Below are 26596 nucleotides of genomic sequence, written 5' to 3'. Positions count from 1 at the left end.
CCTTCGAATCGGTATATAATAGAAAGAAAATTCTAAAAGAGGCTGGTTGGATGTTAACAGATTATCATAATCATTTGGAGACAGGGACATTAACGTTAGATTATTTAAAGAAATTTACAGATGAGGCAAAGGCCAAGGGAATCGGGCAATTTGGGATTTCTGAGCATGCTTATCATTTCTATCAAACAGCAGATATTCTTCAAAATCCATGGGTAAATGAACGTAGATACTATGACATGAAAGACTATGTGAATTTATTTCATGAGGCATGGAGTCATGAGATCGATGTAAAAATGTCGATTGAAATGGACTATACTCCTGGAAAACATGCGGAGATGGAAGCTTTTATTAAAAGCTATGATTTCGATTACGTAATTGGTTCGATTCATTGGGTAGATGACTTTGGAATTGATTTAAAGGAATATATTCATGAATGGGAAAAGCGTGATCTGCATGAAGTCTATCGAAATTACTTTCAACAGGTCGTAACATTAGCGGAGTCAAATTTATTTGATATTGTCGGTCATTTGGATTTAGTGAAAATTTTTAAATATATACCGAAGGAAGAAGAGTTTTTATTAGAGCAATATGATAAGGCGACAACAGCACTAGCGAACTCGAAAACATGTGTAGAAATTAGTACAGCTGGTTTACGTAAGCCTATCGGTGAATTGTATCCTGACAAACGATTATTGCAGATGTGCTTCGATAAAAAGATACCAATCGTATTATCATCTGATGCCCATTTTCCAGAGCATGTTGGTGCTGACTATGATCAGGCATTGGTGCTTGCAAAAGAGGTAGGATATAAAGAAATTATGACGTTCTCAAAAGGAGAGCGTAAAATACTTCCACTAGGATAAGAAAAAGATCGGAGGAAAACCCTCCGATCTCTTTTTTTTATAGATTGATTCGATTAATCGATACTATATCTTCAAGAGCTGCTAGAGTTGCCATCTGTTTGTCATCTAGTGGTTTATCAAATGATAGAACCATGATAGCTTCTCCACCTGCTTGCTTTCTTCCCACTTGCATGGTTGCTATATTTACCTCTTGATCTCCAAGGATTTTACCCACTCTACCAACGACACCTGGGCGGTCCATATGTTGAATATAAACCATATTTCCTTCAGGTAAAAAGTCGATTACAAAGTCATTTAAGTAGACAATTCTTGGCCCATAATGGTCAATAAAGGTACCTCTTACCGTAAACTGATGGTTTTCTGCCTTAGCTGTGACTGTGATGCTATTTGCATAACCAAAAGTATTCGTTGATATTTTTTCACCAACGGTAATGCCTCTTTCTTTGGCAGCTAGTAAGGCATTTACTTCATTGACGTTCACATCTATTCTATTTTTAAAGAATCCAGAAAGAACGGCTTTTGTTAAGTAAGATGTTTCAAGATCTGTTACGGTGCCAGAGTAAGTAATAGAGATTTCATTTACTCCTTGTTTCATGCACTGTGATAAAATGGATCCGATTTGCTTAGATAACTGATGGAATGGTTTGATCTTTTCAAAAATATCTTTAGACATTGCTGGTAGGTTAATAGAGTTTTGGACTGGCTTGCCTTCAAAATACATACGAACTTCTTTAGCTACCTGTGTAGCAACATTAAGCTGGGCTTCCTTTGTGGACGCACCTAAGTGTGGTGTGACGATTACATTATCATATTTAAATAACGGATGTTCTCCAGGTGGTTCTACTTCAAATACATCGATAGCAGCTCCGGCTACATGCCCATTGCCAACGAACTTCGCTAGAGCGAGTTCATCGATAATTCCCCCGCGGGCACAGTTAAGAAAGTATACACCTTTTTTCGTTTGACTTAATGTTTCTTCGTTAATAAGTCCTTTAGTTTCTGGTGTTAATGGTGTGTGTACTGTGATAATATCTGCTTCTGCTAATACTTCTTCCAAACTACCATGAGAAACACCTAGCTTTAATGCACGCTCCTTGGTTAAGAAAGGATCGTATACTTTTACATTCATGCCGAACACTTTTGCTCTTTTAGCTAATTCAGAACCAATACGACCCATACCAACGATTCCGAGAGTCTTTCCATAAAGTTCAGTTCCGATAAAGGCATTTCGTTTCCACTCAAGATTTTTAACCGACTGATGGGCTTGTGGAATATTTCTCATTAAGGATGCCATCATGGCAAAAGTATGCTCAGCTGTAGAAATCGTATTACCATCTGGAGCATTGACGACAATGATTCCTCGTTTCGTAGCCGCATTTACGTCGATGTTGTCGACACCAACACCAGCACGTGCGATAATTTTCAATTGAGGCATTTTTTCGAGCAGATCTTCAGTAACAGTTGTAGCGCTTCGAACTAAAAGCGCATCAATTTTTTCTAATTCTACTTCTGGATCATTAATTTTTTTTTGAATTAATGTGCCTTCGTTAAAATCTAATAAGGGAGAAAGACCTTCCTCATTTATTGCATCGGCTACTAAAATTTGAAACATTCAAAACACCTACCCAATTATCAATTTTCTGATTATTTTACAAAACGAACATTTATCTGTCAATGGACTAAAACGTTCAGAACAAATAATGTAAACGCTTTAATGCTTTAAAGTCACGATTTTGTTAAATTTTTTAACAAAAAGCGCAAACTTTCAAAGTTTGCGCTAAAAATACTACATTTTTGAATTGAATAGATCTGTAAGGACTGGTACGATTTGTTTTTTACGTGAAACTACACCTTTTAACACGGCTTTGTTATTCTCTAAGGTTACACCGTATGCTTCTTCTACAGCTGAACGGGCATTTCCTAATGCAAGAGCTGTTGAATCGTTTGTTAAGATATCTGTTACAACAAATAAGAACAGGTCTAGACCTTTTTCTGAAATGATGTTTGATAATGTTTCTTCTAATTCAGCTTGTCTTGAATATACATCGTTAATATCTACTGCATTCACTTGTGCAATTTCTACTTTACTAGCTCCCATTTGGAATTCCTTTGCGTCAAGGGATACCAATTGCTGAATGGATTTGTCGCTTAAATCTGCGCCAGCCTTTAGCATGTCCAATCCATAACTTTCTGCATCTACACTAGCAATTTCAGCTAATTCTTTTGCTGCTGCTACATCTTCAGCTGTACATGTAGGGGACTTGAATAATAATGAATCAGAGATAATGGCAGAAAGCATGAGACCAGCAATCTCTGGGCGAATTTGAACATCATTTTCTTTATAAAGCTTGTTTAGAATAGTTGCCGTACAACCAACAGGCTCACAGCGGTAGTATAGTGGGTCACTCGTTTCAAAATTTGCAATACGGTGATGGTCAATGACTTCTATAACACGAACTTGATCAATATCACTTACACTTTGTTGTCTTTCGTTGTGGTCAACTAAGATAACGCTGTTGACTTCACCAGCAACTGTTTCAACGAGTCTTGGAGCTTCTGCTTTGAATGTATCAAGAGCAAATTGTGTTTCACCGCTCACTTCTCCTAATCGAACGGCTTCCACATCCATACCAAGAGCTTTTTTTAATTCTGCATAAGCGATCGCTGAGCAAATTGTGTCAGTATCAGGATTTTTATGACCAAAAATAAGAACTTTTTCCATGATTATCTCCTTTAAAATTAATCAATTTCGTATGTATATATACTTTAATAATTTAACACAAATACAAAAGAAGGACAAAAAATAATTCACTCAGAATGCAAACTTCTTCACAAAAAATACGAACTAAGCTATAATGATGTGGAAAATATAATATTGGTCTATCTTCGGGGCAGGGTGTGATTCCCGACCGGCGGTAATGAGTGTAACACTCTAAGCCCGCGAGCCTGGTTTTTGGGCAGGATTTGGTGCGATTCCAAAGCCGACAGTAAAGTCTGGATGGGAGAAGATGGAGGTTCTGCAGACGTTCAAAAAGGAGAGTTTTGAACGTTTATTAAGCGTGACTTCTAATCAAACTCCCTCAAGCGAATCGCTTGGGGTTTTTTTAATGAGGTACGTGATGCTGAACCTTTCTTCTTTAGGTGAGATGGATCCTAAAAAAAGGAGAGAGGGAAATGAAAAGTTTTAACGTAAGAACACTTGTATTGATTGGAATGTTAAGTAGCATCTCGTATGTATTAATGCTTCTTAATTTTCCACTTCCACCTTTTCCGCAGTTTTTAATGGTGGATTTTAGTGATGTCCCAGCTTTAATTGGTGCTTTAATACTCGGACCTGTAGCTGGAATATTAATTGAACTTCTAAAAAACGTACTTGATTATTTTTTAACTGGAAGTGCAACAGGAGTTCCTGTTGGCCACGTGGCAAATTTTGTTGCGGGTATCCTATTTATATTGCCAACATACTACATTTATCAGAAAGTGAAATCCTCAAAAGGTATGACATTTGGCTTAGTTGTGGGTACAATATCTATGGCAGTTCTAATGAGTGTGCTTAACTATTACATTATTTTGCCTGCTTATACATTCTTCTTAAATACACCTGCTATGTCAGGAGAAGAAACAAGGCAAATGATTGTTACGGCAATACTTCCTTTTAACCTTGTTAAGGGGATTTTAATATCAGTTATTTTTATGCTTTTATTTGCAAGAATGGGAACATGGATGAACAAACAAAAAGTGCAAAGTAGAGCTGTATAGTCACACAAAAAAAAGCAACGGCGAAGCCGTTGCTTTTACTTATTTACTATTCGAACTTAAGTGCGTCTCCATCAAATGCTTCATCAGCCACTTTAATAGAATCTGTTGGGCAACCTTCGAAAGCATCCATCATATCGTCTAATAGTACGTCTGGAATTTCAACGATACCTTGGTTATCGTCAAGAGTAACGAATGCAATGCCTTCATCATCGTAATCGTAAATGTCAGGTGCAGCTGCTCCGCAAGCACCACATGCAATGCAAGTTTCTTTGTCTACAATTGTGTATTTTGCCATGTAAAATACCTCCCAAAAAATTAAACAAGTATTCTTTATCATTCCCAAATTCACTAGGAATGCATCCCTCATATCTTATTGTAAAACTGAATGGTCAACATTTCAATAGAAAAAGTATTGAGAATGCTTATCATATAAGGGTTTGGACATTAATGGCATTTTTTATTCATTAAATGCGACTCATTTCATGCTACAATAATAGACATAAAAATACAAAAAAACCTAAGTATCGAAGGTGAGGTAAATTGATAAATATTCTTGAACACGTCGTTCTATATTGTTTATCAAAACTTGGTAAAGAACGAAGCAGCTCAAGCGTGTTTCACTTATTAAATGGGAAAAAATCATCTCAAACCATACAGGACTCACATCTTTTTCAATTGGATTCCTTTTTTCATACAGCACATCATTTAACAAGAGAGCAATATGAGAGCATTATAAGCAAACTAATAAAACATGAATTTATATATATTTCTGGCGATCAGCAGGTTGGCATTAGCGAAAGTGGACAACTTTTGATTCATGAATTGTATTCAATGTACCCATTCTTGAAAAACTTGCAAGGAGGAAGGTATCACAATTGTCTACAATTTTGGGAAAGATTATCTTTACTTATTCAAGTATGCTCTAATCAAATCAATAATCAAACAAGCTATATACCTGTTCAGAAAAATAAAGATACTCAAAATTGGATTAAGCATTTGTTCGCAACATCGGAAGGAAACAGCAAGAACTTTCCTCATGAGTTGTTAAGGGAATTACAGGCTTTATTGGAGTCTTCAGAACTGAAGATTGACCCAAGCGTATTAGTTGCAAGATTGTCCGGGTTTGAGTCAATTGGTTTAACGGAAATGCAAACCATCGAAATGCTTGGTATCGAAGAGAATAACTATCGATTTCAATTTCAAGCATTGCTTCATTTTTTAATGAGTTCAATCGAAGAAAATCCTTCTGCCTATCCATTATTAGCTAGAATGGCAGTGACTGATGAGTTTCAGCAGTTAACAGCTTCTGCCAAAAAAACATTCGAATTAATAAAGAAAGGAAAAGGGATTGTAGAAATCGGCCGAATAAGAAAATTAAAAGAAAGTACAATTCAAGATCATATCGTTGAGATTGCCCTTTTCGTGAACGGATTTAATATTGACCGATTTGTTGAAGTGCCACTTCAGGAAAGGATAAAAGAGGCGATTCAAAAAGCCTCATCCAAGCAGTTGAGGAAAATCCGAGAAATAATAGATGTAGATTATTTTCAAATTCGATTAGTGATTGCGAAATTTGGTGACCTATTATGATGCTAGAATATGAATTAAAGACCCATTTTGGCTACAACCAATTTAAAATGGGCCAAAAAGAGATTGTCGAAGCATTGTTAAATGGAAAGAATGTCCTTGCAATGCTCCCAACTGGAACAGGTAAATCACTTTGTTATCAACTACCAGCTTATCTAATGGAAGGTGTAGTGGTAGTAGTTACTCCATTGCTTTCATTGATGCAGGACCAAGTTGAACAGATGATGTCACGAGGTGAAAAACGGGTAGTAGCAATAAATTCTTTTCTAGACCGTGAGACAAGAGGCCGTGTGTTTGGTCGATTGCATACGTATAAGTTTATTTATATTTCACCTGAAATGCTAATGAATGAGTTCGTAGTTACAAAGCTAAAAAAGCTAGTCATCAGCTTATTTGTGGTAGATGAGGCACATTGTATTTCGCAGTGGGGCTATGATTTTAGGCCTGATTATTTAAAGCTAGGTGACGTTCGAGAATCTCTTGGTAGTCCGCAAACGATTGCTTTGACAGCCACAGCAGATCAAGAGGTTCGGTCCGATATTGTCCGAACATTAAAGTTAGACAAGTGGGAGGAGTTTGTGTCCTCCGTAGACCGTCCCAACATTAAAATGGTCGTAGACTATGTCTACGATACAAAAGAAAAGCTTGATAGGCTGTTGGAATGGGTATCTTTTTTACAAGGTCCAGGAATTATCTATTTTTCTAGTAAAAAATTAGCTGAAGAAGTAGCCGTTATTCTTCGGGACAGTGGGGTTCCAAGAGCAATGGCATACCACGGTGGGCTTGACCAGGAAAGTAGAATACTGATTCAACAGCAATTTATTAAAGGGCAGCTTGATGTGATTTGTGCAACTAGCGCTTTTGGAATGGGAATCAATAAAGAAAATGTGAGATTTGTAATCCATTTTCATATGCCCTTGCAGTTAGAGTCTTACTTACAGGAAATCGGAAGAGCTGGAAGGGATGGGGAGAATAGTATATCTATTCTTTTGTATTCTCCCCATGATGAGCAGCTTCCTTACCAGTTAGCAGAAGGAGAGCTTCCTACAGAATATCAAATAAGTTGGTTGTTTCGACATTTTGGAGATCAGCTGCTTTATGAGTGGGAAGAAATGGAGGAATCCATTCAACAGATGGGGGGATTTACAGAAACATCTTGGAGATTAACAAGGGATTTTCTCCGTAGTCTAACGAACAGTATGGATTTAATAATAGAGAAAGAACGGTTTATAGAGTATGTTAACACTAGAAAAAAGCATAAAAGAAAAAAGATAGTGGAGATTTTGAACTGGATTCAGTCGAAGGAGTGTAAACGTAAAGGGGTTCTTTCTTACTTTGGAGAAGTTTCCCACGGCACCGTAGACGATTGTTGTCATGTGTGTGGAATTGTTTACGATCGATACAAAACCAAGTGTTCAGATGAAGTAGAGTTTACGCCTTTTCAGTGGAAGGAATATTTGAGGGGCTTACTTACGAAGAGTGGGACTAGTTATGAAAAGTAAATATGAAGAATTGATTGATGAATTATCAGATAAGGAATTGTTAAAACACCTCTACTTGACACAAGTCATACTCGTGGTTCTTTCCGTAATTATTGGGAGTTTATTATTTGACAGTCTGAAGTCCTTTCTCGAACTCTTTGACTGGAACGACCCTTTTATCTGGTGGGTAGGGGTTCCTGCAGGATTACTTATCGTTTGTATAGATGCAATGTTTATGAAATTTCTTCCTTCCTCTTATTATGACGATGGAGGGTTGAATGAAAAATTGTTTTCGAAGAGAAAATGGTGGGAAATTCTCTTTATTGCAGCAATTGTAGCTACTTGTGAAGAAATTCTATTTCGAGGGGTCATACAAACTCATTTTGGATTGATTGTATCTAGCGTTATTTTTGCTTTAATCCATTATCGTTATCTATTTAATTGGTTTCTCTTTTTGAATATCACTCTCCTCAGTTTCTTAATTGGGGTTATATACGAGTGGACAGGAAATCTCCTGGTGACTATTGCGATGCATTTTGTTATTGATACGTTATTGGGATTTATTATCAAAAGAAAAGAGAGGATAAGAGAGGAACGTGAAAGAAATGAATAAAGAAGAGCCTATTAGAGATCAAGCAGAAAAACTTCGTAAAAGGATGAAGGATGTTGATCAAAAAGTAGATTCGCCAAAGGATGGAAATACTACCCTTTCAAATGAAAAGCTTCCACCAAGGAGTCGAGTTCATAAACAGAAACAATTGAAAAAAAAGACAAAAATAAAAGTAAAGTATCCCCTTATTCGCTTGCTAGGTATGTTTTTTATCTTACTTCCAATCGTGATTTTTAGTATTTACACATATAACGAGTCACAGAAATCATCGGTTAGTTCGACGGTTGAAGAAAGTAAGGGAGCAGAAGCTGTTTATTATACGGATGCAGAAGAGGATATTGCCGAAGAGGTAGAGGAAGAAAATACGGTAACAGAAGAAGCAGTGGCGGACGAGAATGGAGGAGCAGAAGCAAGTGCTGTTGAAGAATCTGCAAATGCGGAACGGGCCAATAGTATCGAAACTGTCCAAGAAACAACGATTACTCCAGAAAGCTCAACTAATTCAAACACAAAAGCAGAGCCTGTAGATCAAACAGTTGTTTACCATAAAGTTCAGCGAGGAGAAACCATATTTAGACTGGCTATGAAGTACTATAAATCACAGTCTGGTATTGATATTATTAAGAAGGCAAATTCATTACCATCAAACGAAATAACAGTTGGACAAACCTTAACCATACCGCTAAGTAAGTAACCTGAGCTGGGCCATACAAATGGCTTAGCTCTTTTTTTTGAATCATCATAAAACGTCGGACAAGTTCATATTTATTTGATAGGGGGAGGGTAGAATAATGGAATCGGAAATCTTATTATTGGACGATCGAACGGACCAAGCAACTAGGCAAATGTTACAAAAAGTAATAGATAAAAAAAGGAAGTTTGATAAATTAAAGCTTCGCCATTTACTTGTGATGTGGACGACCATTTTTCTCTGTTTTTTTTATTTTTACTATCTTTATAAAGTAGTACTGACTCCGTACTCGTATTCTTTTGCATCCATGTTTTCACAATTTGTTAATCAATCAAGTAATCTTTATGTCCTTGTCATCATTGTTGGATTATATGGATTTATGAATTTACTTCGAGAAAAGCGTGAGAAAGCCGAAAAGGAATATCATGCACTTCGATGTGAAATCATTGACAAAAGTAAGGACCTTTGGAAAAAAGAAGATGAGTGGAAAAACCGTCACAAAGTATTTGAAATGATGAAGAAAAACTTTGACATAAACCTTTATCATGAAAGTAAATAGGATTTGATGAAAAAGGATTTTTTACCCTTAATGACGAATAAAATATGGAAGACATTTACTCTTTCCTGAGGTGATTGACATGTTCGTAAAAAGTATTATGATTCCAAAGCATCAGTGTCATGTTGTTTCTCATCAAGACACTTTGTTAAGTGCGCTTACTAAACTTGAGGAAGAACAAATTGATGGGTTGCCCGTGTTAGATGGACCAACTTATGTAGGAACAGTTACAAGATACAGCATTTATGAAAATTATTTTAAAAGCCAGCAAACAAAGGATGAGTATTTAACAAATACTACTGTCTCACAAATTGCAACACATCAAGATCGCTTTTTGGAAGGAAATGAAATCTTTTAGAATTTATTGTTAGATCTAAAGGATTTTGGTTTTCGGATTCTACACATACATGAAGACTAATTATTAGATAAATGTGTAACAAGATTGATTCCTCTCATACATTGTTTATGGGAGGGATTTTTGTGTATGTGAAAAAACTGTTGAAACTTTTCTTCGGATATATATGTGGATTATTATTTATTGTATGGATACCTATCCATTTTCCAAATAACTTATCAGATATTATTGTAGAGGTGGTATTAAGTCCTGTTCCTTTTCTTGCTTCTATTTTAGCGTTTTTTATTGGGTTTTTAATAAATGCTGACTTAATTAAGAACGGCGTTGAAATGATGGTTGTAAGCAGGTTGAGGGGAAAGCTATTAAAACTTGAGTTTCTTTTATTATTTTTGGTGTGTTTAAGTTTTTATTTACTAGCAATGGTCTCTCTATGGCCAGCTGTTGCTTTTTTTAGTTTCTCATTGCTTTATGGTATGATTTCATTAGATTACGAGCTTCTTCGAGAAAGTAAAGAATAAAATAAAGAGGAGGATATATGGAGTTCTTATTTTATGCGTTAGTTATAGTGGCATTCTCGCTCCTTATTTTTATGTACAAAGAGGCATTTCGAAATAAAGTTCAAACCCATCATTTTACTTTTTCAGAGTTTCCTAAGAGCTTTGGTGAACTAAAGCTCTTTTTTATATCGGATATTCATAAGCGCCAAGTCTCTGACAAAATAATACAGGATGTAAAAGCAAAAGGACAGGTAGACTTAGTAATCATTGGTGGTGACCTTCTTGAAAAAGGAGTCGATTTTCAAAAGGTTAGACACAATCTTACCCTTCTCAAGCAGTTGGGACCATTGTATTTTGTTTGGGGAAATAATGATTATGAGGTCGATTATCATGAGCTGGATGCTTTGCTTCTTGATAACGGAGTGAAGATTTTAGATAATACAGCGGTTTCCTTTGAATCAGAAGCAGGAGAAATGATGGTCCTACTTGGAGTTGATGATCTTCAATTAAAGAGAGATCGGTTGGACTTAGCACTTCAGGATGCCCAAGAGGAGGGTTTTCGTATACTCGTCAGCCATAATCCTAGAATTACGGAAAAGATACAGGCACAAGACCGAATTTCGTTAGTGTTGAGTGGTCATACTCATGGAGGACAAATTAGAATATTTGGATTCGGACCGTATGAGGTAGGGGGATTTCAACAGTTAGAAAACACCTCACTTCTTGTAAGTAATGGCTATGGAACGACTGCTATGCCACTAAGGCTAGGCGCAAGAGCTGAAACGCACTTCATTTCCATTTCTAATAAAGATCAAGTGTAAGTATCAGCCTATACAAAGTTTACACATTTTTTATATGAACTGTATAATGTGAGTATGCTACGAGTTATACGGAGGAAAGACAATGGAGACAGAAGATGGAAAATATAATATAAAAGCGGTCTCAAAAATGTTAGGAATTCAAGCAGGAACGCTACGAGCATGGGAAAGGCGTTATCAGATGGTAGCCCCAAAAAGAAACGAATCGGGACATCGTCTTTACACGGAAGAACATGTAAGAATATTAAGATGGCTTCAAGATAAAGTGAATAAAGGATTTACGATAAGTCAAGCTGTTTCGTTACTTGAAAATAATGAACTTGAAGAAAAAGAAGGTCTCTTGCTTGTTCAAACAGGTGTTGACCAATCAATTGCTATGGCGGACAAGTTACTTCAATCACTACTTGTCTTTGACGAAAAAACAGCACATGACATCATTAATCAAGCATTTAGCTTTTTTACAGTGGATAAGGTATTAGTAGATATTTTGGGTACATTACTTGTAAAAATTGGTGATTTATGGGAAAATTCTAAAATCACCACTGCACATGAACACTTTGCCTCTTCTATTCTCCGATCAAGAATAGGGATGATTTTGCACTCCTTTCCGCAAAATCCAATGATGCCAAAGGCGATTGCAGTTTGTGGACCAGGAGAGTGGCATGAGCTTGGCCTGCTAATTTTTACGTTATTCTTAAGACGTAGAGGATTTGAGGTCATTTATTTGGGGGCAAGTATAGCTGAAAAAGATATAGATGAGGTTATTAAGATTGTGAAGCCAAAATTTATCTTCTTTTCCTGTACAATGAAGGATAATGTTAGCGCAACACTTCAACTCACAGAGAACTTGGTGAAGAGCTATGAGTACATACATATTGGATTAGGCGGCTTTGCGTTTGATACCATTTCTGAAAAAGAAAAACTCAAATATCATGAACACATTTTAGGTACCTCACGAAATGAGTGGGAAAGTTGGTTAAAAACTAGAATGTAAGAAGGAATATCAATTAGACAATTCACCTTCCTGCAAGAATATCATACACTAAACAAACAGTTGTTCACAGCAGGGGGCTTTATAATGCGCTTAGAACGATTAACGTATAATAAAATAAAAATTTTTTTAACTATTGATGATTTATCTGAAAGAGGATTAACAAAAGAGGATATATGGAAAGATTCATTAAAATGGCATCAATTGTTCCATGAAATGCTTGAAGAAGCAAGTGAACAATTTGATGTGGATATACAAGGAACGGTTGCGGTAGAAATCTTTACGATGCATACTCAGGGAATGGTCATGATTGTCACGATGGATGAGGAAGAAGAAGACAGCTCCTTAATGGATTCCTTCTATGATTTACAGGTAAGTGTTAAGGAAAAGCAGGACCTCATTTATGAATTTACCAATTTTGAATATGTCATTCAAGTGTCCCATCAGCTCAAAGTACTCGGCTTTACTGGGGGAAGCTTATATGTAATGGAGGACAGGTATTATTTTTGTATAGAAAATGTAGAAGACTGTAACTTAATGTTAGTGGCAGTTGTTCTATCTGAATACTCAAACCCTACTCTTGAAAGTATTCATCGTATAAAAGAGTATGGGAAAACAGTGATTGATCAGAAAGCGGTTGAGACAATTGTCCATTACTTTAAGTAATGGACTGTCTTTGCCGTTTTTTTCTAAAAGAATATCTTACGGCGAACAACAGACACTACTAAATAGTATTCAAATAAAAGGAGAAAGCCCTTTGAAAGGCAAGTAAGGGAAAGATGAAAAATACAGAAAATTCCCTAAACAACAACAATGACAGCGTTTTCAATAAATATCGTAAAAATGTCAAAAAATTTTCATTTATTATTGCATAAATTACCCAAAAGTGTATACTATGTCATGAATGGGACAACATTGTTAGTGATTTTAGGAGGGTAAAATAGTGGCCGAAAAAGGGACTACAAACATAAACGATGAAGAAAAGCTTGATGTGCTAAGATCGACTCAAACTGTTATTCACAGTGCATTAGAAAAGCTTGGCTACCCTGAAGAAGTATATGAACTATTAAAAGAACCAATGAGAATGTTAACAGTAAAAATCCCAGTAAGGATGGACGATGGGTCAGTAAAGATATTTACAGGGTATCGTGCACAACACAATGATGCTGTTGGACCTACAAAAGGAGGAATTCGTTTCCATCCTGGTGTAACAGAAAAGGAAGTAAAGGCGCTTTCTATTTGGATGAGCTTAAAATGTGGAATCGTTGACTTACCATATGGTGGAGGTAAGGGGGGCATTGTGTGTGACCCTCGTGATATGTCATTTCGTGAACTTGAACGATTAAGTCGTGGTTACGTTAGAGCAATAAGTCAAATTGTTGGACCAACCAAAGATATTCCGGCGCCAGATGTGTTTACAAATTCACAAATTATGGCTTGGATGATGGATGAATATAGTCGAATAGATGAATTTAATTCTCCAGGGTTTATAACTGGAAAACCACTCGTATTAGGTGGTTCACATGGCAGGGAGTCGGCAACAGCAAAAGGTGTAACCATTTGTATAAGAGAAGCAGCTGCGAAGAAGGGTATTAATATTGAAGGTGCGCGCGTGGTTGTCCAAGGGTTTGGAAACGCGGGCAGCTATCTATCAAAGTTTATGCATGACGCAGGTGCAAAAGTAGTGGGTATCTCCGATGCTTATGGAGCATTACATGATCCAAATGGATTGGATATAGATTATTTGTTGGATAGACGTGATAGCTTTGGAACAGTTACGAAGCTTTTTAATAATACAATCTCTAATAAAGAGTTGCTTGAATTAGAATGTGACATCTTGGTTCCTGCAGCAATTGAGAATCAAATCACTGAAGATAACGCCCATAATATTCGCGCAAAGATTGTTGTTGAAGCAGCAAATGGTCCAACGACCCTCGAAGCAACTAAGATTTTAACGGACCGAGGGATTTTACTTGTACCTGATGTGCTTGCCTCTGCGGGTGGAGTTACCGTTTCTTATTTTGAGTGGGTTCAAAATAATCAAGGGTATTACTGGACGGAAGAAGAAGTGGAAGAAAAATTAGAAAAGGTTATGTGTAAATCCTTTAATAATATATATGATACTGCACAAACCAGACGAGTAGATATGCGCTTAGCCGCATATATGGTCGGTGTAAGGAAAATGGCCGAAGCATCAAGATTTAGAGGTTGGATTTAATGATTTATATTTGAAAAGCAAGAAAAAATCTCCTATCATATAATGATGGAGATTTTTTGTTTAGGAGAGAGAGCGATGCAAATAGAAGATGCAATTATTATTGGTGGAGGGCCGTGTGGCTTATCAGCGGCCATCGCATTGAAAAAAATTGGAATAAATCCCCTGGTTATTGAAAAAGGAAATATAGTGAATGCAATTTATCATTATCCTACACACCAAACTTTTTTTAGTACGAGTGAGAAATTAGAAATTGGTGAAGTTCCTTTTTTAACAGAAGAATACAAACCAAGAAGGAATCAAGCATTGGTTTATTACCGCGAAGTAGTAAAAAGAAAAGGATTACGGGTTCAACCTTTTGAAAAAGTAACAAGTGTGAAAAAAGAAGCGAATGAGTTTATCGTTCGCACAGATATAAAGGAGTACACTGCAAAGTATGTGATTGTAGCAACCGGTTATTATGATCATCCAAATATAATGGGAATTCCAGGTGAGGATTTACCAAAGGTATCTCATTATTTTAAGGAAGCTCATCCTTATTTCGATCAGGATATTGTTGTCGTCGGAGGGAAGAACTCAAGCGTTGACGCTACGATTGAGCTTGTAAAAGCAGGTGCAAGAGTAACTGTCATTTACCGTGGGAAAGAATATTCTCCTTCTATTAAACCGTGGATTCTTCCTGAATTTGATTCGCTCGTTCGAAATGGTGTCGTAAAGATGGAATTTGAAGCAGAATTAAAGGAAATCGAAGCTGACAAAGTAACTTATGTCAAACATGGCAAAGAGTTTAGTATAAAAAACGACTTTGTTTTTGCTATGACTGGTTATCATCCAGATCATGGCTTTCTTGCTCAGATGGGTATAGAAATTGACAGAGAGACTGGAAGACCAAGGTATGATGGAGAGACGATGGAAAGCAATATTGACGGCATTTATATTGCAGGTGTATTGGCGGCTGGAAACAATGCGAATGAAATTTTTATTGAAAACGGCCGCTTTCATGGAGAGCAAATCGCTCAATCGATAGCTAATAAAAAATCGTAAGAAATACCGGGCATTTAAGCCCGGTATTTTTATTGAAACATGCGATCCAATTTGGTTATATGACTAGTTGATTCTAGAGCAATCATCAATTTTATTCTAGCCTTCTGCCCATTCAGACCCTTAGAGAAAATAACGCCTAAATCCTTAAACTGTTTCCCACCGCCTTCATAGCTATACACATCTTCCGCTAGGCCATTAAAGCATCTTGATACAAAAACAACGGGTATTTTGTTTTCGAGTAAAAGCTTAATACCAGGAATAGAAGCTGGAGGTAGGTTTCCTTGTCCTAATGCTTCAATGACAACTCCGTCAAAATGTAAATCGTTTATCGCATAAAGCAGGGAGGAATCCATTCCGGCATGGGCTTTAATTAGTACCACCCGTTTGGAAATTTTATCTATATGATATATTTCTTTTTTTCTTGGTGAGTGGTGAAAGAAAACTCCTCTTTTTGTCACTGTCCCTATCGGTCCATACTGCGGACTTTGAAAGGTAGATACATTGCTTGTATGTGTCTTCGTTACATTTACTGCTGTATGTATTTCATCATTTAACACAACTAGAACGCCATTTCCAACGGCTTCATCACTGTTTGCTACTTTTAAAGCAGAAAGTAAATTATAAAGACCGTCTGAACCAATTTCATTACTTGATCTCATTGCCCCTGTCAGTACAATCGGTATGCTTGACCGAATCGTTAAATCTAAGAAATAGGCAGTTTCCTCCAATGTATCTGTACCATGTGTAATCACAACTCCGTTTATTTTATCTTCCTTTAAATAAGATTCAATAATATCTTTTAGTTGCAGCATTTCTTTTGCTGTAATATGGGGTGAGGGCAGCTGGAAAGGCTCCTCAATGATTAAATTCGCAACGGACAAAAGCTCCTTTGTTTTATCGACAATTGGATTTTTTTCGCCCGGTTTTACCGCTCCCGTTTCCGTATCTTCACTCATGGCAATCGTCCCACCTGTATGGATTACAAGTAGATTTTTCATAAGAACCTCCTGTTATGTCATCCACTTAAAATCATACCTATTTGAAAGCTACTTCGTCTACACGTAACGTTAAAAATATAGATTTTCTTTCTTAAGAACTCATGGTACGATGGAAGAAACGAATGGAAAAGAGGATAGCAAATGCTAGGGATTTTTTCTGCTGGGATAGCTCCTGGCTTAGCTCTTCTTAGTTATTTCTACTTAAGAGATGAGTACGGCTCAGAACCAATCTCAGTGGTTTTTCGCACATTTATATATGGTGCACTGCTTGTATTTCCAATTATGTTTATTCAATATGTGATTGAAGTAGAGCATTTGGTTGTTTCTGATTTTTTAAACGCCTTCTTTACAACGGGTTTTTTGGAAGAATTTTTTAAGTGGTTCATACTTTTTTATGCTATTTATCAACATGTTGAATTTGACGAGCCATACGATGGAATTGTGTATGGTACCTCAGTAGCACTAGGGTTCGCAACAAGTGAAAATATATTATATTTGGTGGCAAATGGGGTTGAACATGCTATAGGTCGAGCGCTATTACCTGTTTCAAGTCATGCGCTTTTTGGTGTATTAATGGGTTACTATTTAGGAAAAGGAAAATTCACGAAAGATAAAAAAGGAAAATGGCTCCTTTTTTCACTGCTTCTTCCAGTATTTTTTCATGGTATTTACGATTATATACTAATGTCATTTGAGTATTGGTTGCTTTTTATTTTACCATTTATGATTTTTTTATGGTGGCTGGCTCTCCGTAAAGTGAAGAGTGCGAGGCACTTGAGCGGAATAAAGGCATCGAATGATGATATACAAATTCAGAACCCCCTTCAATTTTAAAATTGAAAGGGGTTTTGTTTTGTCCTAAATTCTTGTTAAAGAAGTTTCTGCTAGCTTTTTTGCATAAAAAACCAACCTCTACAAAAAATAGGATTAATGTTAATAAGATTTACATCTGGGGGTTGCAAACGATGAACAAAAAAATTTTATTAATGAAAGTAGCTACAATCTTATTTTTAACTCAAGTGATTATCCCCTTTACCACAAAGGTGGATCAGGTTGACGCCTTCACCAATCAAGTAATTCAACAAGGGGCAGTAGGTGAAGATGTTATCGAACTTCAATCACGTCTTCAGTATATCGGATATTATAATGGAAAAATTGACGGTGTATTTGGATGGAAGACGTATTGGGCTCTAAGAAACTTTCAGTACGAATTTGGATTGCCAATCGATGGACTTGCTGGACCAACAACAAAGCAGAAATTAGCAAAGGCAACAAAGTACAATGAGCAATTTGTAAAGGAACAAATTAATAAGGGAAACAAATTTACTCATTATGGTGGAGTAGATTTAGCAAAGCAAAAGAAGCCAGACCCAAAAGTAAATAAGGCACAGCCGAATAACAATCAAGGAACGGCAACAGCAAAAAAACCAACTGCAAAAACTCAAGAACAAAAACCAACGGCAAAAACTCAAGCGAAAAAACCAACTGCACAACAACCGAAACAGAATACAACAGCCGCAAAGAAGCCTCAAAATAATAATACGACAGCAAAAAAACCTGCGGCACCACAAGCGAATGCTGGGAATCAAACTGGCCCGAAAGCAACAGCTGCAACTCCACCAAAAAAACCTACAGCAGCTAATGTACCAAGTGGGTTTTCACAGAATGATATTCAGCTAATGGCAAACGCTGTGTATGGAGAAGCGAGAGGTGAACCTTATATTGGTCAAGTGGCGGTGGCAGCTGTCATATTAAACAGGGTACAAAGTGCTACATTTCCAAATACGGTTTCAGGGGTTATTTTTGAGCCAAGAGCGTTTACTGCCGTTGCGGATGGCCAGATTTGGTTAACCCCAAATGAGAACGCAAAGAAAGCTGTTCTAGACGCAATGAATGGTTGGGACCCAACTGGTAATGCCATCTATTATTTTAACCCTGACACGGCGACAAGTGGATGGATTTGGTCTAGGCCACAAATTAAGCGCATCGGAAAGCATATATTCTGTAAATAGGGGTGAGGTCGAATTGATTAGAACAATCTTAATAGGTGTTTTGGTGCTCGGGGTAGCAGGAACGGCTTTTTGGGGCTATCAAGAGCATCGTGAAAAAAATGCCGTACTCATTAATGCAGAGAACAACTATCAAAGAGCGTTTCATGATCTAAGCTATCAGGTAGATTTACTGAATAATAAAATAGGAACAACATTAGCGATGAATTCAAGGGAATCATTATCGCCTTCTTTAGCAGAGGTTTGGAAAATAACATCTGATGCTCATAGTGATGTTGGGCAACTTCCATTAACACTTCTACCTTTCAACAAGACGGAGGAGTTTCTCGCGAAAATAGGTGATTTTAGTTATCGTACCGCCATTAGAGATTTAGAGAAAGAGCCACTAACCGATAAAGAGTACCAATCGTTACAGGACCTGTATAAGCAGTCTGCAGAAATTCAGGGAGAATTACGAAAGGTACAGCATATGGTTTTAGAAAATAACTTACGCTGGATGGATGTGGAGTTGGCTCTAGCATCATCAGAAGAGCCTTTAGATAATACAATTATTGATGGTTTTAAGACCGTTGAGAAAACAGTAGAAGGATATGGAGACACAGATTTTGGACCTGCCTTTGTGTCTTTAAGTCAAAAAGAAGACAACGAGTTTAAATTCTTGCAAGGCAAACAAGTAAAAGAAGAAGAGGCGGTCCAAATCGCAAAAAAATATGCAGCCTTTGGAAATGATGTGGCTGTTAAGGTTACAGAAAGTGGAAAAGGGGCAAGTACTGGTTTTTATAGCGTTTCTGTACAAAAGAAGGGAACCAATGAAGAAGCAAGTATGGATGTCACGAAAAAAGGTGGTTATCCCATTTGGTTTATCTACTCTCGTGATGTGAAAGAACAAAAACTAAGTCTAAATGATGCAAGTACGAAAGCGATTCAATTCTTAAAAGATACGGGTTTCGAAAATTTAGATCTGTTTGAAAGCACGCAGTACGATAATATTGGAGTATTTACCTTTGTTACAAACGAAAATGATGTTAGAGTGTATCCTGATGCAATTAATGTAAAAGTAGCTTTGGATAATGGAAATATTTTAGGTTTTTCTGCTGATGATTATCTACGCTCTCACCATGTTAGAGACATTCCAAAGCCAACTCTATCAGTGGAAGACGCACAAAAGAAAATTAACCCAAGTGTTAAGGTAATGGAAAATAGACAATCGATCATTATAAATGATATGAACGAAGAAGTACTGTGTTATGAATTCATGGGAACTCTTGGTGATGATACGTATCGTATTTTCATAAATGCAAATAGTGGCATTGAAGAAAAGGTTTATAAACTAGAAAACGCCGAGGAAATATATGAGGACGTTGTATAAGGAAAAGCACCCGCTTTTCCTTTTTTTTAGATTCATATTGCGTCAATGATTAAGTTCATGTCATAATTTGTAGTGACAAGTTTTGACAGGATGTGTGATTCTTATGTTTAAAATAGGCAATGTAATTATGCTCGAGTTAAAGTATGGAGATAAATTAGATAAGTTTAAGTGTAAAGTAGTAGAACAAAAAGAAAATCAAATCTATATTGATTATCCAATCAATACGGCAACTGAACGAACAGTCTTTTTAATTGATGGGACACAGTTAAAAGGTTCCTTTGTTTCTCAGGATAATAACTCAGTCTTTTTGTTTGAATCTGAGGTATTAGGAAGAACCAAGCAGAATATTCCTATGCTTATTTTATCTTATCCTGGTGACGAACACTTAGTTAAAATCCAGAGACGTCAATATGTAAGGGTCGAAACAACTGCAGACGTGGCAGTGCATTCAACCAATGCAGAGTTTAAACCATTCACAACAGTTACAGATGATATTAGTGCAGGCGGTGCAGCAATCCTAATCAACGATAAACATGGAGTCCGTGCTGGTCATACTATTCAATTATGGTTAGTACTTCCTATGCAAAGCGGTGAAATTCATTATTTACAAGTTAAGAGTAAGGTAGTAAGACTAATTCCATTAGATGACAGTCGTATGAAGGCATCTTTACAATTTGTCGATATGAACTCACAGGACCGTCAGCTTTTGCTTCGTTTTAGCTTTGATCGCCAGTTGCTTATGAAGAAGAAGGGTCTAGAATCTTGAATAAAAAATCCATAAATTCCCTATAATAGTACGGATATTATGGGAGGAAGTGAAATGGTGAAGACGTTTGAGCGTATTATAGTTAAGATCATTGTCATTCAGTTTCTTTTCCTTATCGGTACACAGCTTTTCTTTCATCAGTTAAGTATTTTTCCTGAGTTGAAAATTATTACAAAATATGAGGGTGTAAACAAAAATAATTTTGCGGATTTCTTAGAAACCTTTAATGGGAAATGAAAAGCAGGGAGCTCCTGCTTTTTTTCTTTTTTAAAATATTATTAACAAGCAACGAACAAGTATATGCTAAAATATATAAGGAATCAGTCATTAACGATTCAAATTGAACACACTAATATAAATAGTGGAGTTCAAACAACTAGGAGGACATATGAGTAAAATATCTATCGCAATTGACGGTCCTGCTGCGGCAGGAAAAAGTACTGTTGCCAAAATAATCGCTGAGAAACTCTCATATATTTATATTGATACAGGTGCTATGTATCGTGCAATTACATATAAAGCTTTACAAGTAAATTGTGAGCTTACTGATGAGAGCGCACTTAATGACCTTTTAGCACAAACAAAAATTGACTTGTTGCCAGGTGAAAAAGGACAACTTGTTTTCCTTGACGGACAAGAAGTTACAAACGAAATTCGTTCTGCCGAAGTGACAAATCAAGTTTCCATCGTAGCAAAACACCGTTTAATACGTGAAGAAATGGTTAAAAGACAACAGCAATTCGGGGCGAATGGGGGAGTGGTCATGGATGGCCGAGACATTGGCACACATGTCCTTCCTCACGCAGAAATAAAAGTATTTCTTCTGGCAAGCGTTCAGGAAAGGGCGGAAAGAAGATATCAAGAAAACCTTGAAAAAGGCTTTCCAGCCGACTTAGAAATGCTTATAAAGGAAATTGCGGCTAGAGATAAACTAGATTCTGAACGAGAAGTAGCACCTCTGAAAAAAGCGGAGGATGCAGTAGAGATAGATACCACTTCCTTATCCATTCAAGAAGTGGTTGAGAAAATCCTAGTTTTAGTAGAGGAAAGGATAGGATCCTATTGACGATGTATTCTTTTGCACGCTCGGTTGTAAACATGATCTATAAGCCTTTGTATCGAATAGAGACAATTGGCCAAGAAAATATTCCTAAAGAAGGATCGGTTTTGCTTTGTTCCAATCATATTTCAAATTTTGATCCAATTGTCGTAGGTATTACAACTCCTAGGCCTGTTCATTTTATGGCAAAAGAGGAATTGTTCCAAGTTCCATTATTGGGAAAGCTTGTCCCTTATTTGAATGCATTTCCAGTTAAAAGGGGCATGAGTGATCGTGAGGCGCTTAGGAAGGGGCTTGGGATTCTTAAAGAAAATAGGGTTCTTGGTTTATTCCCAGAAGGAACTCGTAGTAAGACGGGTGAGCTTGGTGAAGGGTTAGCAGGTGCTGGCTTCTTTGCAACAAGATCCGAAGCATTAATCGTCCCTTGTGCAGTAATTGGTCCATATAAGGCACTTAATAAGCTAAAGGTGGTTTATGGAAAGCCGGTTGATTTTACAGAATATCGAAAAAATAAGATATCCGCTGATGAGGCTACAAAAATCATTATGGAAGAAATCAGAAAACTGATTATTGCGAACAAATAGGGAGTATCTCGCTTGACAAAAGAAGTCATTTATAAGAAGTTTAATTAAAGAGATTTTTTAGATTATTCTCTAAGTATGGTCAGGTACCATTGTTTCAAACGGTGATGAAAACATCACCTTTTATAAAAATGGAGCAGTCAAAGGATTAAGGAGGAGTACATATGTCTGAAGAAATGAATCAAGTGGAAGTTATGGATTTTCAAGTGGGTGACAAAGTAAGCGGACAAGTAACAAAGGTGGAAGAAAAACAGGTTATTATCACAATCCCAAACAGCAAGCTTGATGGAATTATTCCCATAAGTGAGTTATCAAGTCTTCACATCGAAAAAGCAAGTGATGCGGTGAATGAAGGTGATCAGCTAGAATTAGAAGTATTAAAGGTAGAAGAAGATGCCTTGATCCTTTCAAAGCGTAAGGTGGATGCTGAAAATGCATGGCAAGAGCTTGAGCAAAAGTTTGAATCTGGTGATGTCTTTGATGCTGAAATTAAAGATGTGGTAAAAGGCGGTCTTGTAGTTGATCTGGGAGTAAGAGGTTTTGTTCCTGCTTCTTTAGTGGAAGCACACTTTGTTGAAGACTTCTCTGATTATAAGGGTAAAACGATGGCATTTAAAATTGTTGAACTTGACAAGGAGAAGAACCGTCTGATCCTTTCTCATCGTGCTGTTATTGAGCTTGAGAAAGGAAAGCAAAAGAAAAATATATTAGATTCATTAGCTTCTGGTCAGGTTCTTTCAGGTACCGTACAAAGAATTACTGATTTTGGTGCATTTGTCGATATTGGTGGGATTGATGGATTGGTCCACATTTCACAGCTGTCACATGAGCATGTAGTTAAACCGACGGATGTTGTTCAAGAGGGACAGCAAGTTCAAGTAAAAGTGCTAAGTGTTGACCGTGATAATGAGCGAATTTCTTTATCGATTAAAGAAACATTACCTGGACCATGGGCTAATATTTCCGAAAAAGCAGCAAAAGGAACTACTTTAGAAGGTGTAGTAAAACGCCTTGTTTCTTATGGAGCTTTTGTTGAAGTGTTCCCAGGTGTAGAAGGGTTAGTTCATATTTCACAAATCTCCCACAAGCATATTGCTACTCCGCATGAGGTTTTAAAGGAAAATGAAACGGTGAAAGTTAAGGTTCTTGAAGTAAATGAGCAAGAGCAAAGACTTTCTCTAAGTATGAAAGAACTTGCTGAAAAGGAAGAAGAAGTGAAGGATTACGAACTTCCTGAAGAGTCAAAAGGATTTCAATTAGGTGAAATGATTGGAGATCAACTGAAGAATTTAAAGAGATAATGGTGATGATCATTGACTAGATCGAAACGAAAATGGGATCATATACAATATGCCCTTACAACAGGACAATCTAGAGATACTGGTTTTGATGATATAACGTTTATTCACCAAAGCTTGCCTGACTCCTCAATAGAGCAGGTGAGTCTTAAGACTATGGTTGGCGAACTTTCTTTGAGTTCGCCTCTTTTTATCAATGCCATGACTGGCGGTGGTGGAGAACGAACAGAAGAAATAAATAGGCAACTAGCTATTATTGCTAGTGAAACAAGAGTTGCGATGGCTGTTGGCTCCCAGATGTCATCCATAAAAAACTCTAGTGAGATAAGCACTTACAAAATTGTAAGAAAAGAAAATCCGAATGGTTTAATATTTGCCAATTTAGGGAGTGAAGCATCAGTGGATCAGGCGCTTCAAGCAGTCGATATGCTCGAAGCAAATGCGCTCCAAATCCACTTAAACACCATTCAAGAACTAACTATGCCAGAGGGAGATCGTGATTTTACGGGTGCTCTAAGGCGTATGGAGGATATAGTTAAAAAATTACCTGTGCCTGTGATAGTCAAAGAAGTTGGTTTTGGCATGAGTCGTGAAACAGCAAAGAAGCTCACCCAAATCGGAATTTCTATTGTAGATGTCGGTGGTTTTGGTGGTACAAACTTTGCCAAAATCGAAAATGAAAGACGAAATCGATTGCTGTCGTTTTTTAACTCATGGGGTATTCCTACAGTTGTTTCCATTGCAGAAGTGAAATGCAGTTTCCCTGATCTAACGGTATTAGGTTCAGGTGGGGTTCAATGTAGCTTAGACGTTGTTAAGGCATTGTCTCTAGGTGCATCCGCTGTTGGCTTGGCGGGTTATATATTGAAAATCCTTCTAGAAGAAGGAATAGAGGAAAGTATGACAGAAATTGAAGAAATCAAAAAGGAAATTGGGTATGTAATGACCGCTCTTGGTTCGACAACTATTAAGGATCTTCAGAAGGCACCTTTGATTATCGAGGGAAAAACTCATCATTGGCTTAATGAACGAGGAATAAACACAAAAATATATAGCAATAGATAAAAGCTCCCGGATTGGGAGCTTTTTTTCATTAGTATCTTTTATTATCATTTAGCTCTCTAGCCTCTTCTGGACTGGAAAGTTTGGTTGCTCCTTTTTTCTCCAACTCTTGGTCTCGATCAGACTCGACGCGACCACTTGCTTTTAATTTGCTTTGTTGACGATCTTTACCCATGATCCCACCTCCTCCTAATTAAGATGAATCATTTTTGAAAGTTTATACATCATACGGTTAAAGTACATACTGAAAAGCCATAATGGAGATGATAGGAGGGGTGACATGGAAGGAATAATCTTTTATTGGACATTTTGGGTTCTATGGATTTGTACGACCTTTTTTATGAGTAAAACGAATCCGAGGCGTGTAAAGTATACGGTCATCATATTATTTTCGATTATACTGTCTTCCCATTCCATCCATTTTTTTGGGCTGGAAGTGTCCGTTGTTTCCATTTTCCTTTTATTCCTAGCCTACTTTGAGGTCGGGAAAATGAAAGGAAGATCAATGGCCTACTTTCTAATCACATCATTTATTCTTATGCTTGCCTATGGGAGTTTTCAATTATTTGAGCTTTTTGACCCTGTTTGGTTAATCCTTGATAGAGATTGGATGTTTGCTGTTGTATTAACTTATATGACCATTATGATGCATAAAGAGGTTTTTAAAAGAGTGATTGCACTTATTTTTGGTAGTATCCATGGAGAAATTGTTTATTCTCTTGTGTTGGATGTATACTCAATGGAAATTCCAATCGGGTCACTTCAATTTTTAGATGTTATTTCTATATCTGTTTGTCTCATTTTGGCCTGGAGCGGTTTTGAGAAGCTTACTAGCCTTTTTGAAGGACATGTTTATCAACTAGAAAAGGGGAGAGGAAGACAATCGTGAGTGAGTACACTTATCCTATATTATTTGGAGTGATTGTTGGAACAGCAACAAGAATTTATATGCTACGAACGGATTATCGACAGTACCCCACTTATCTGCACGGGAAAATCATCCATGTGGCATTAGGGTTTATTGCTGCAGGGCTTGGTACTGTGGCCATACCTTCTATACTTGAGGAAGAGTTTACAGCCATCACCTTTTTAACTTTGGCAGCCTCACAATTTAGAGATGTCAGAAATATGGAGAGAAACACATTAAATGAACTGGATAATTATGAATTAGTACCAAGAGGTAAAACGTATATTGAAGGAATTGCAATAGCTTTTGAAAGTAGAAATTATTTGGTAATCTTCACCTCCTTTCTAAGTACACTTGGGTATCTCCTTTTTAATATTTGGGGTGGACTAATTGCAGCAGTGATTGCGATATTAATTTCTACCAAACTAATGTCTGGGGGTAGGCTTGGTGATATTGTAGAAGTTGAGTACATTGAACCTCGGTTTGACGGTCCAGGCTTGTATGTGGACAATATTTATATAATGAACATTGGACTCCCGGAAAGACAAAAGGAAGTACTACGCTATGGGATGGGGTTTATCCTTAAGCCGAAAAATTTTGACGCAAGAGCGACAATTGCGAATCTAGGGCAGCGTCAAGCTATTCTACATGATGTATCCAACTCTCTAGGTGTGTATCGAGATTCTGGTACACCAGCTCTCGTTCCCTTGGCGAAAAGAGACCTAGATGATGGAAGGGTCGGGGTATTTATTCTACCGCAAGAAAATGATATTGAGAAGGCGATGAAAATCATTGAAAAGGTTCCAACTTTAGAAAATGCCATTCGAATGCCTAAAGAGAGAGAGAAAAAACTAGAGGAGAGATAAAATGGATATTGAAAAATTTATCCTAGCTGCGATTACGACGAATCCTAAAAAAGTCCCATGTGGTGTAGCAGTTTTTCATTGTGATGATAAAGAGGAGATGGAAAAAATCACGAGGAATCTAGAAGCAATTTTGGATGGGATTGCACATTCTCTTACGGAGGATTTGTACGTCATTGTCAAACATTAAAGTGGTTTCTTCTAATTTTGTTTGCT

General features: G+C 37.0%; 31 protein-coding genes and 1 riboswitch. Of the genes, 26 read left to right on the top strand and 5 right to left on the bottom strand.

Annotated features, from left to right (window positions below):
- Positions 1-50: 50 nt before the first annotated feature.
- Positions 51-863, top strand: coding sequence for a histidinol-phosphatase HisJ family protein (locus ACFFHF_RS21285; protein WP_160547107.1), 813 nt, complete (start codon positions 51-53; stop codon positions 861-863).
- 37 nt (positions 864-900) lie between these two features.
- On the opposite strand, the gene serA is transcribed toward ACFFHF_RS21285, so the two are convergent.
- Both serA and ACFFHF_RS21275 read right to left on the bottom strand, forming a co-directional pair.
- Positions 901-2475 carry a phosphoglycerate dehydrogenase gene (serA, locus tag ACFFHF_RS21280; protein WP_160547108.1) on the bottom strand — a complete coding sequence of 525 codons (1575 nt, stop codon included), beginning with the start codon at positions 2473-2475 and terminating at the stop codon, positions 901-903.
- A gap of 174 nt (positions 2476-2649) precedes the next feature.
- The gene (locus ACFFHF_RS21275; RefSeq protein WP_160547109.1) at positions 2650-3585 is read right to left on the bottom strand and encodes a manganese-dependent inorganic pyrophosphatase; all 936 of its coding nucleotides are present in this window, start codon (positions 3583-3585) and stop codon (positions 2650-2652) included.
- Positions 3586-3741: 156 nt separating this feature from the next.
- Positions 3742-3877: riboswitch (FMN riboswitch) on the top strand.
- 160 nt (positions 3878-4037) lie between these two features.
- Between ACFFHF_RS21275 and ACFFHF_RS21270 the strand changes: the two genes are divergently transcribed.
- A complete protein-coding gene (locus tag ACFFHF_RS21270; protein WP_160547110.1) occupies positions 4038-4622 on the top strand; it encodes an ECF transporter S component in 585 nt (194 codons plus the stop codon).
- A 46-nt stretch (positions 4623-4668) separates the two neighbouring features.
- On the opposite strand, the gene ACFFHF_RS21265 is transcribed toward ACFFHF_RS21270, so the two are convergent.
- Complete coding sequence (locus ACFFHF_RS21265; RefSeq protein WP_066047499.1) at positions 4669-4917, bottom strand: ferredoxin; 249 nt, start codon at positions 4915-4917, stop codon at positions 4669-4671.
- A 245-nt stretch (positions 4918-5162) separates the two neighbouring features.
- On the opposite strand from ACFFHF_RS21265, the gene ACFFHF_RS21260 reads away from it, so the two are divergent.
- The 12 genes from ACFFHF_RS21260 to ACFFHF_RS21205 all read left to right on the top strand — a co-directional run bounded on the left by ACFFHF_RS21260 (position 5163) and on the right by ACFFHF_RS21205 (position 15467).
- On the top strand, positions 5163-6212 hold the full coding sequence (locus ACFFHF_RS21260) for a helix-turn-helix domain-containing protein (RefSeq protein WP_160547111.1): 1050 nt from the start codon (positions 5163-5165) through the stop codon (positions 6210-6212).
- A complete protein-coding gene (locus ACFFHF_RS21255) occupies positions 6209-7711 on the top strand; it encodes a RecQ family ATP-dependent DNA helicase (RefSeq protein ID WP_377058987.1) in 1503 nt (500 codons plus the stop codon). The genes ACFFHF_RS21260 and ACFFHF_RS21255 overlap by 4 nt, the downstream gene beginning before the upstream one ends.
- Positions 7701-8303: a CPBP family glutamic-type intramembrane protease gene (locus ACFFHF_RS21250; protein WP_160547113.1), complete on the top strand. Its 603-nt coding sequence runs from the start codon at positions 7701-7703 to the stop codon at positions 8301-8303. The genes ACFFHF_RS21255 and ACFFHF_RS21250 overlap by 11 nt, the downstream gene beginning before the upstream one ends.
- Positions 8296-8994 (top strand): LysM peptidoglycan-binding domain-containing protein, encoded by a 699-nt coding sequence (locus tag ACFFHF_RS21245; protein WP_160547205.1) that lies wholly within the window; start codon positions 8296-8298, stop codon positions 8992-8994. Before ACFFHF_RS21250 ends, ACFFHF_RS21245 begins: the two co-directional genes overlap by 8 nt.
- Positions 8995-9091: 97 nt before the next feature.
- Complete coding sequence (locus ACFFHF_RS21240) at positions 9092-9550, top strand: YpbF family protein (RefSeq protein WP_160547114.1); 459 nt, start codon at positions 9092-9094, stop codon at positions 9548-9550.
- 79 nt (positions 9551-9629) lie between these two features.
- Positions 9630-9905 (top strand): CBS domain-containing protein, encoded by a 276-nt coding sequence (locus ACFFHF_RS21235; protein WP_160547115.1) that lies wholly within the window; start codon positions 9630-9632, stop codon positions 9903-9905.
- 122 nt (positions 9906-10027) lie between these two features.
- Positions 10028-10420, top strand: a complete 393-nt coding sequence (locus ACFFHF_RS21230) for a hypothetical protein (protein WP_160547116.1) — start codon at positions 10028-10030, stop codon at positions 10418-10420.
- 17 nt (positions 10421-10437) lie between these two features.
- Positions 10438-11220: a metallophosphoesterase gene (locus ACFFHF_RS21225; protein ID WP_160547117.1), complete on the top strand. Its 783-nt coding sequence runs from the start codon at positions 10438-10440 to the stop codon at positions 11218-11220.
- 82 nt (positions 11221-11302) lie between these two features.
- Entirely contained in the window at positions 11303-12211 is a 909-nt protein-coding gene (locus ACFFHF_RS21220) for a MerR family transcriptional regulator (RefSeq protein ID WP_160547118.1), read from the top strand.
- An 84-nt stretch (positions 12212-12295) separates the two neighbouring features.
- Positions 12296-12874, top strand: coding sequence for a genetic competence negative regulator (locus ACFFHF_RS21215; protein ID WP_160547119.1), 579 nt, complete (start codon positions 12296-12298; stop codon positions 12872-12874).
- 274 nt (positions 12875-13148) lie between these two features.
- Entirely contained in the window at positions 13149-14426 is a 1278-nt protein-coding gene (locus tag ACFFHF_RS21210; RefSeq protein WP_340906275.1) for a Glu/Leu/Phe/Val family dehydrogenase, read from the top strand.
- A 75-nt stretch (positions 14427-14501) separates the two neighbouring features.
- The gene (locus ACFFHF_RS21205) at positions 14502-15467 is read left to right on the top strand and encodes a YpdA family putative bacillithiol disulfide reductase (protein WP_160547120.1); all 966 of its coding nucleotides are present in this window, start codon (positions 14502-14504) and stop codon (positions 15465-15467) included.
- 29 nt (positions 15468-15496) lie between these two features.
- Here ACFFHF_RS21205 and ACFFHF_RS21200 read toward each other — a convergent pair whose 3' ends face one another.
- Positions 15497-16465, bottom strand: a complete 969-nt coding sequence (locus ACFFHF_RS21200) for an asparaginase domain-containing protein (RefSeq protein ID WP_160547121.1) — start codon at positions 16463-16465, stop codon at positions 15497-15499.
- Between the two features lie 141 nt (positions 16466-16606).
- Between ACFFHF_RS21200 and prsW the strand changes: the two genes are divergently transcribed.
- The 9 genes from prsW (at position 16607) to fni (ending at position 24613) form a co-directional block, all read left to right on the top strand.
- Positions 16607-17299 carry a glutamic-type intramembrane protease PrsW gene (gene prsW, locus ACFFHF_RS21195; protein ID WP_160547122.1) on the top strand — a complete coding sequence of 231 codons (693 nt, stop codon included), beginning with the start codon at positions 16607-16609 and terminating at the stop codon, positions 17297-17299.
- A 131-nt stretch (positions 17300-17430) separates the two neighbouring features.
- Complete coding sequence (sleB, locus tag ACFFHF_RS21190) at positions 17431-18477, top strand: spore cortex-lytic enzyme (RefSeq protein ID WP_160547123.1); 1047 nt, start codon at positions 17431-17433, stop codon at positions 18475-18477.
- Positions 18478-18490: 13 nt separating this feature from the next.
- On the top strand, positions 18491-19843 hold the full coding sequence (gene ypeB / locus ACFFHF_RS21185; protein ID WP_160547124.1) for a germination protein YpeB: 1353 nt from the start codon (positions 18491-18493) through the stop codon (positions 19841-19843).
- A 103-nt stretch (positions 19844-19946) separates the two neighbouring features.
- On the top strand, positions 19947-20609 hold the full coding sequence (locus ACFFHF_RS21180) for a flagellar brake domain-containing protein (protein WP_160547125.1): 663 nt from the start codon (positions 19947-19949) through the stop codon (positions 20607-20609).
- Positions 20610-20663: 54 nt separating this feature from the next.
- Positions 20664-20846: a YpfB family protein gene (locus ACFFHF_RS21175; RefSeq protein WP_160547126.1), complete on the top strand. Its 183-nt coding sequence runs from the start codon at positions 20664-20666 to the stop codon at positions 20844-20846.
- A gap of 151 nt (positions 20847-20997) precedes the next feature.
- The gene (cmk, locus tag ACFFHF_RS21170) at positions 20998-21675 is read left to right on the top strand and encodes a (d)CMP kinase (RefSeq protein WP_160547127.1); all 678 of its coding nucleotides are present in this window, start codon (positions 20998-21000) and stop codon (positions 21673-21675) included.
- Positions 21672-22253, top strand: coding sequence for a 1-acyl-sn-glycerol-3-phosphate acyltransferase (locus ACFFHF_RS21165; RefSeq protein ID WP_160547128.1), 582 nt, complete (start codon positions 21672-21674; stop codon positions 22251-22253). The genes cmk and ACFFHF_RS21165 overlap by 4 nt, the downstream gene beginning before the upstream one ends.
- Positions 22254-22414: 161 nt before the next feature.
- Positions 22415-23551, top strand: a complete 1137-nt coding sequence (gene rpsA / locus ACFFHF_RS21160; protein WP_160547129.1) for a 30S ribosomal protein S1 — start codon at positions 22415-22417, stop codon at positions 23549-23551.
- Between the two features lie 12 nt (positions 23552-23563).
- Entirely contained in the window at positions 23564-24613 is a 1050-nt protein-coding gene (gene fni, locus ACFFHF_RS21155; RefSeq protein WP_377058986.1) for a type 2 isopentenyl-diphosphate Delta-isomerase, read from the top strand.
- A gap of 28 nt (positions 24614-24641) precedes the next feature.
- On the opposite strand, the gene ACFFHF_RS21150 is transcribed toward fni, so the two are convergent.
- The gene (locus ACFFHF_RS21150) at positions 24642-24785 is read right to left on the bottom strand and encodes a YpzI family protein (protein ID WP_160547131.1); all 144 of its coding nucleotides are present in this window, start codon (positions 24783-24785) and stop codon (positions 24642-24644) included.
- Between the two features lie 105 nt (positions 24786-24890).
- On the opposite strand from ACFFHF_RS21150, the gene ACFFHF_RS21145 reads away from it, so the two are divergent.
- Genes ACFFHF_RS21145 through ACFFHF_RS21135 form a run of 3 tightly spaced genes read left to right on the top strand, consistent with a single transcriptional unit; the run spans position 24891 to position 26570 of the window.
- Positions 24891-25499, top strand: a complete 609-nt coding sequence (locus ACFFHF_RS21145; RefSeq protein ID WP_160547132.1) for a YphA family membrane protein — start codon at positions 24891-24893, stop codon at positions 25497-25499.
- Positions 25496-26383 carry a YIEGIA family protein gene (locus ACFFHF_RS21140; RefSeq protein ID WP_377058985.1) on the top strand — a complete coding sequence of 296 codons (888 nt, stop codon included), beginning with the start codon at positions 25496-25498 and terminating at the stop codon, positions 26381-26383. The genes ACFFHF_RS21145 and ACFFHF_RS21140 overlap by 4 nt, the downstream gene beginning before the upstream one ends.
- A 1-nt stretch (position 26384) precedes the next feature.
- On the top strand, positions 26385-26570 hold the full coding sequence (locus ACFFHF_RS21135) for a capping complex subunit for YIEGIA (protein WP_160547133.1): 186 nt from the start codon (positions 26385-26387) through the stop codon (positions 26568-26570).
- The last annotated feature ends 26 nt before the right edge of the window (positions 26571-26596 follow it).

The sequence above is a fragment of the Robertmurraya beringensis genome (assembly GCF_042433785.1).
Classification (GTDB): Bacteria; Bacillota; Bacilli; order Bacillales; family Cytobacillaceae; genus Robertmurraya_A; species Robertmurraya_A beringensis.
Note: the sequence above shows the minus strand (reverse complement) of the source record. Positions and strands in the feature narration are given on the sequence as shown.

Bases quoted from the DNA above. Each gene is read 5' to 3' on its own strand.
- rpsA (WP_160547129.1), top strand. From the start codon at position 22,415: ATGTCTGAAGAAATGAATCAAGTGGAAGTTATGGATTTTCAAGTGGGT.
- ACFFHF_RS21175 (WP_160547126.1), top strand. From the start codon at position 20,664: ATGGTGAAGACGTTTGAGCGTATTATAGTTAAGATCATTGTCATTCAG.
- ACFFHF_RS21135 (WP_160547133.1), top strand. From the start codon at position 26,385: ATGGATATTGAAAAATTTATCCTAGCTGCGATTACGACGAATCCTAAA.
- ACFFHF_RS21270 (WP_160547110.1), top strand. From the start codon at position 4,038: ATGAAAAGTTTTAACGTAAGAACACTTGTATTGATTGGAATGTTAAGT.
- ACFFHF_RS21150 (WP_160547131.1), bottom strand. From the start codon at position 24,785: ATGGGTAAAGATCGTCAACAAAGCAAATTAAAAGCAAGTGGTCGCGTC.
- ACFFHF_RS21145 (WP_160547132.1), top strand. From the start codon at position 24,891: ATGGAAGGAATAATCTTTTATTGGACATTTTGGGTTCTATGGATTTGT.
- ACFFHF_RS21235 (WP_160547115.1), top strand. From the start codon at position 9,630: ATGTTCGTAAAAAGTATTATGATTCCAAAGCATCAGTGTCATGTTGTT.
- ACFFHF_RS21250 (WP_160547113.1), top strand. From the start codon at position 7,701: ATGAAAAGTAAATATGAAGAATTGATTGATGAATTATCAGATAAGGAA.
- serA (WP_160547108.1), bottom strand. From the start codon at position 2,475: ATGTTTCAAATTTTAGTAGCCGATGCAATAAATGAGGAAGGTCTTTCT.
- ACFFHF_RS21215 (WP_160547119.1), top strand. From the start codon at position 12,296: ATGCGCTTAGAACGATTAACGTATAATAAAATAAAAATTTTTTTAACT.
- ACFFHF_RS21255 (WP_377058987.1), top strand. From the start codon at position 6,209: ATGATGCTAGAATATGAATTAAAGACCCATTTTGGCTACAACCAATTT.
- ACFFHF_RS21285 (WP_160547107.1), top strand. From the start codon at position 51: ATGTTAACAGATTATCATAATCATTTGGAGACAGGGACATTAACGTTA.
- ACFFHF_RS21225 (WP_160547117.1), top strand. From the start codon at position 10,438: ATGGAGTTCTTATTTTATGCGTTAGTTATAGTGGCATTCTCGCTCCTT.
- ACFFHF_RS21200 (WP_160547121.1), bottom strand. From the start codon at position 16,465: ATGAAAAATCTACTTGTAATCCATACAGGTGGGACGATTGCCATGAGT.
- ACFFHF_RS21245 (WP_160547205.1), top strand. From the start codon at position 8,296: ATGAATAAAGAAGAGCCTATTAGAGATCAAGCAGAAAAACTTCGTAAA.
- prsW (WP_160547122.1), top strand. From the start codon at position 16,607: ATGCTAGGGATTTTTTCTGCTGGGATAGCTCCTGGCTTAGCTCTTCTT.
- ACFFHF_RS21240 (WP_160547114.1), top strand. From the start codon at position 9,092: ATGGAATCGGAAATCTTATTATTGGACGATCGAACGGACCAAGCAACT.
- cmk (WP_160547127.1), top strand. From the start codon at position 20,998: ATGAGTAAAATATCTATCGCAATTGACGGTCCTGCTGCGGCAGGAAAA.
- ACFFHF_RS21205 (WP_160547120.1), top strand. From the start codon at position 14,502: ATGCAAATAGAAGATGCAATTATTATTGGTGGAGGGCCGTGTGGCTTA.
- ACFFHF_RS21275 (WP_160547109.1), bottom strand. From the start codon at position 3,585: ATGGAAAAAGTTCTTATTTTTGGTCATAAAAATCCTGATACTGACACA.
- ACFFHF_RS21180 (WP_160547125.1), top strand. From the start codon at position 19,947: ATGTTTAAAATAGGCAATGTAATTATGCTCGAGTTAAAGTATGGAGAT.
- ACFFHF_RS21220 (WP_160547118.1), top strand. From the start codon at position 11,303: ATGGAGACAGAAGATGGAAAATATAATATAAAAGCGGTCTCAAAAATG.
- sleB (WP_160547123.1), top strand. From the start codon at position 17,431: ATGAACAAAAAAATTTTATTAATGAAAGTAGCTACAATCTTATTTTTA.
- ACFFHF_RS21265 (WP_066047499.1), bottom strand. From the start codon at position 4,917: ATGGCAAAATACACAATTGTAGACAAAGAAACTTGCATTGCATGTGGT.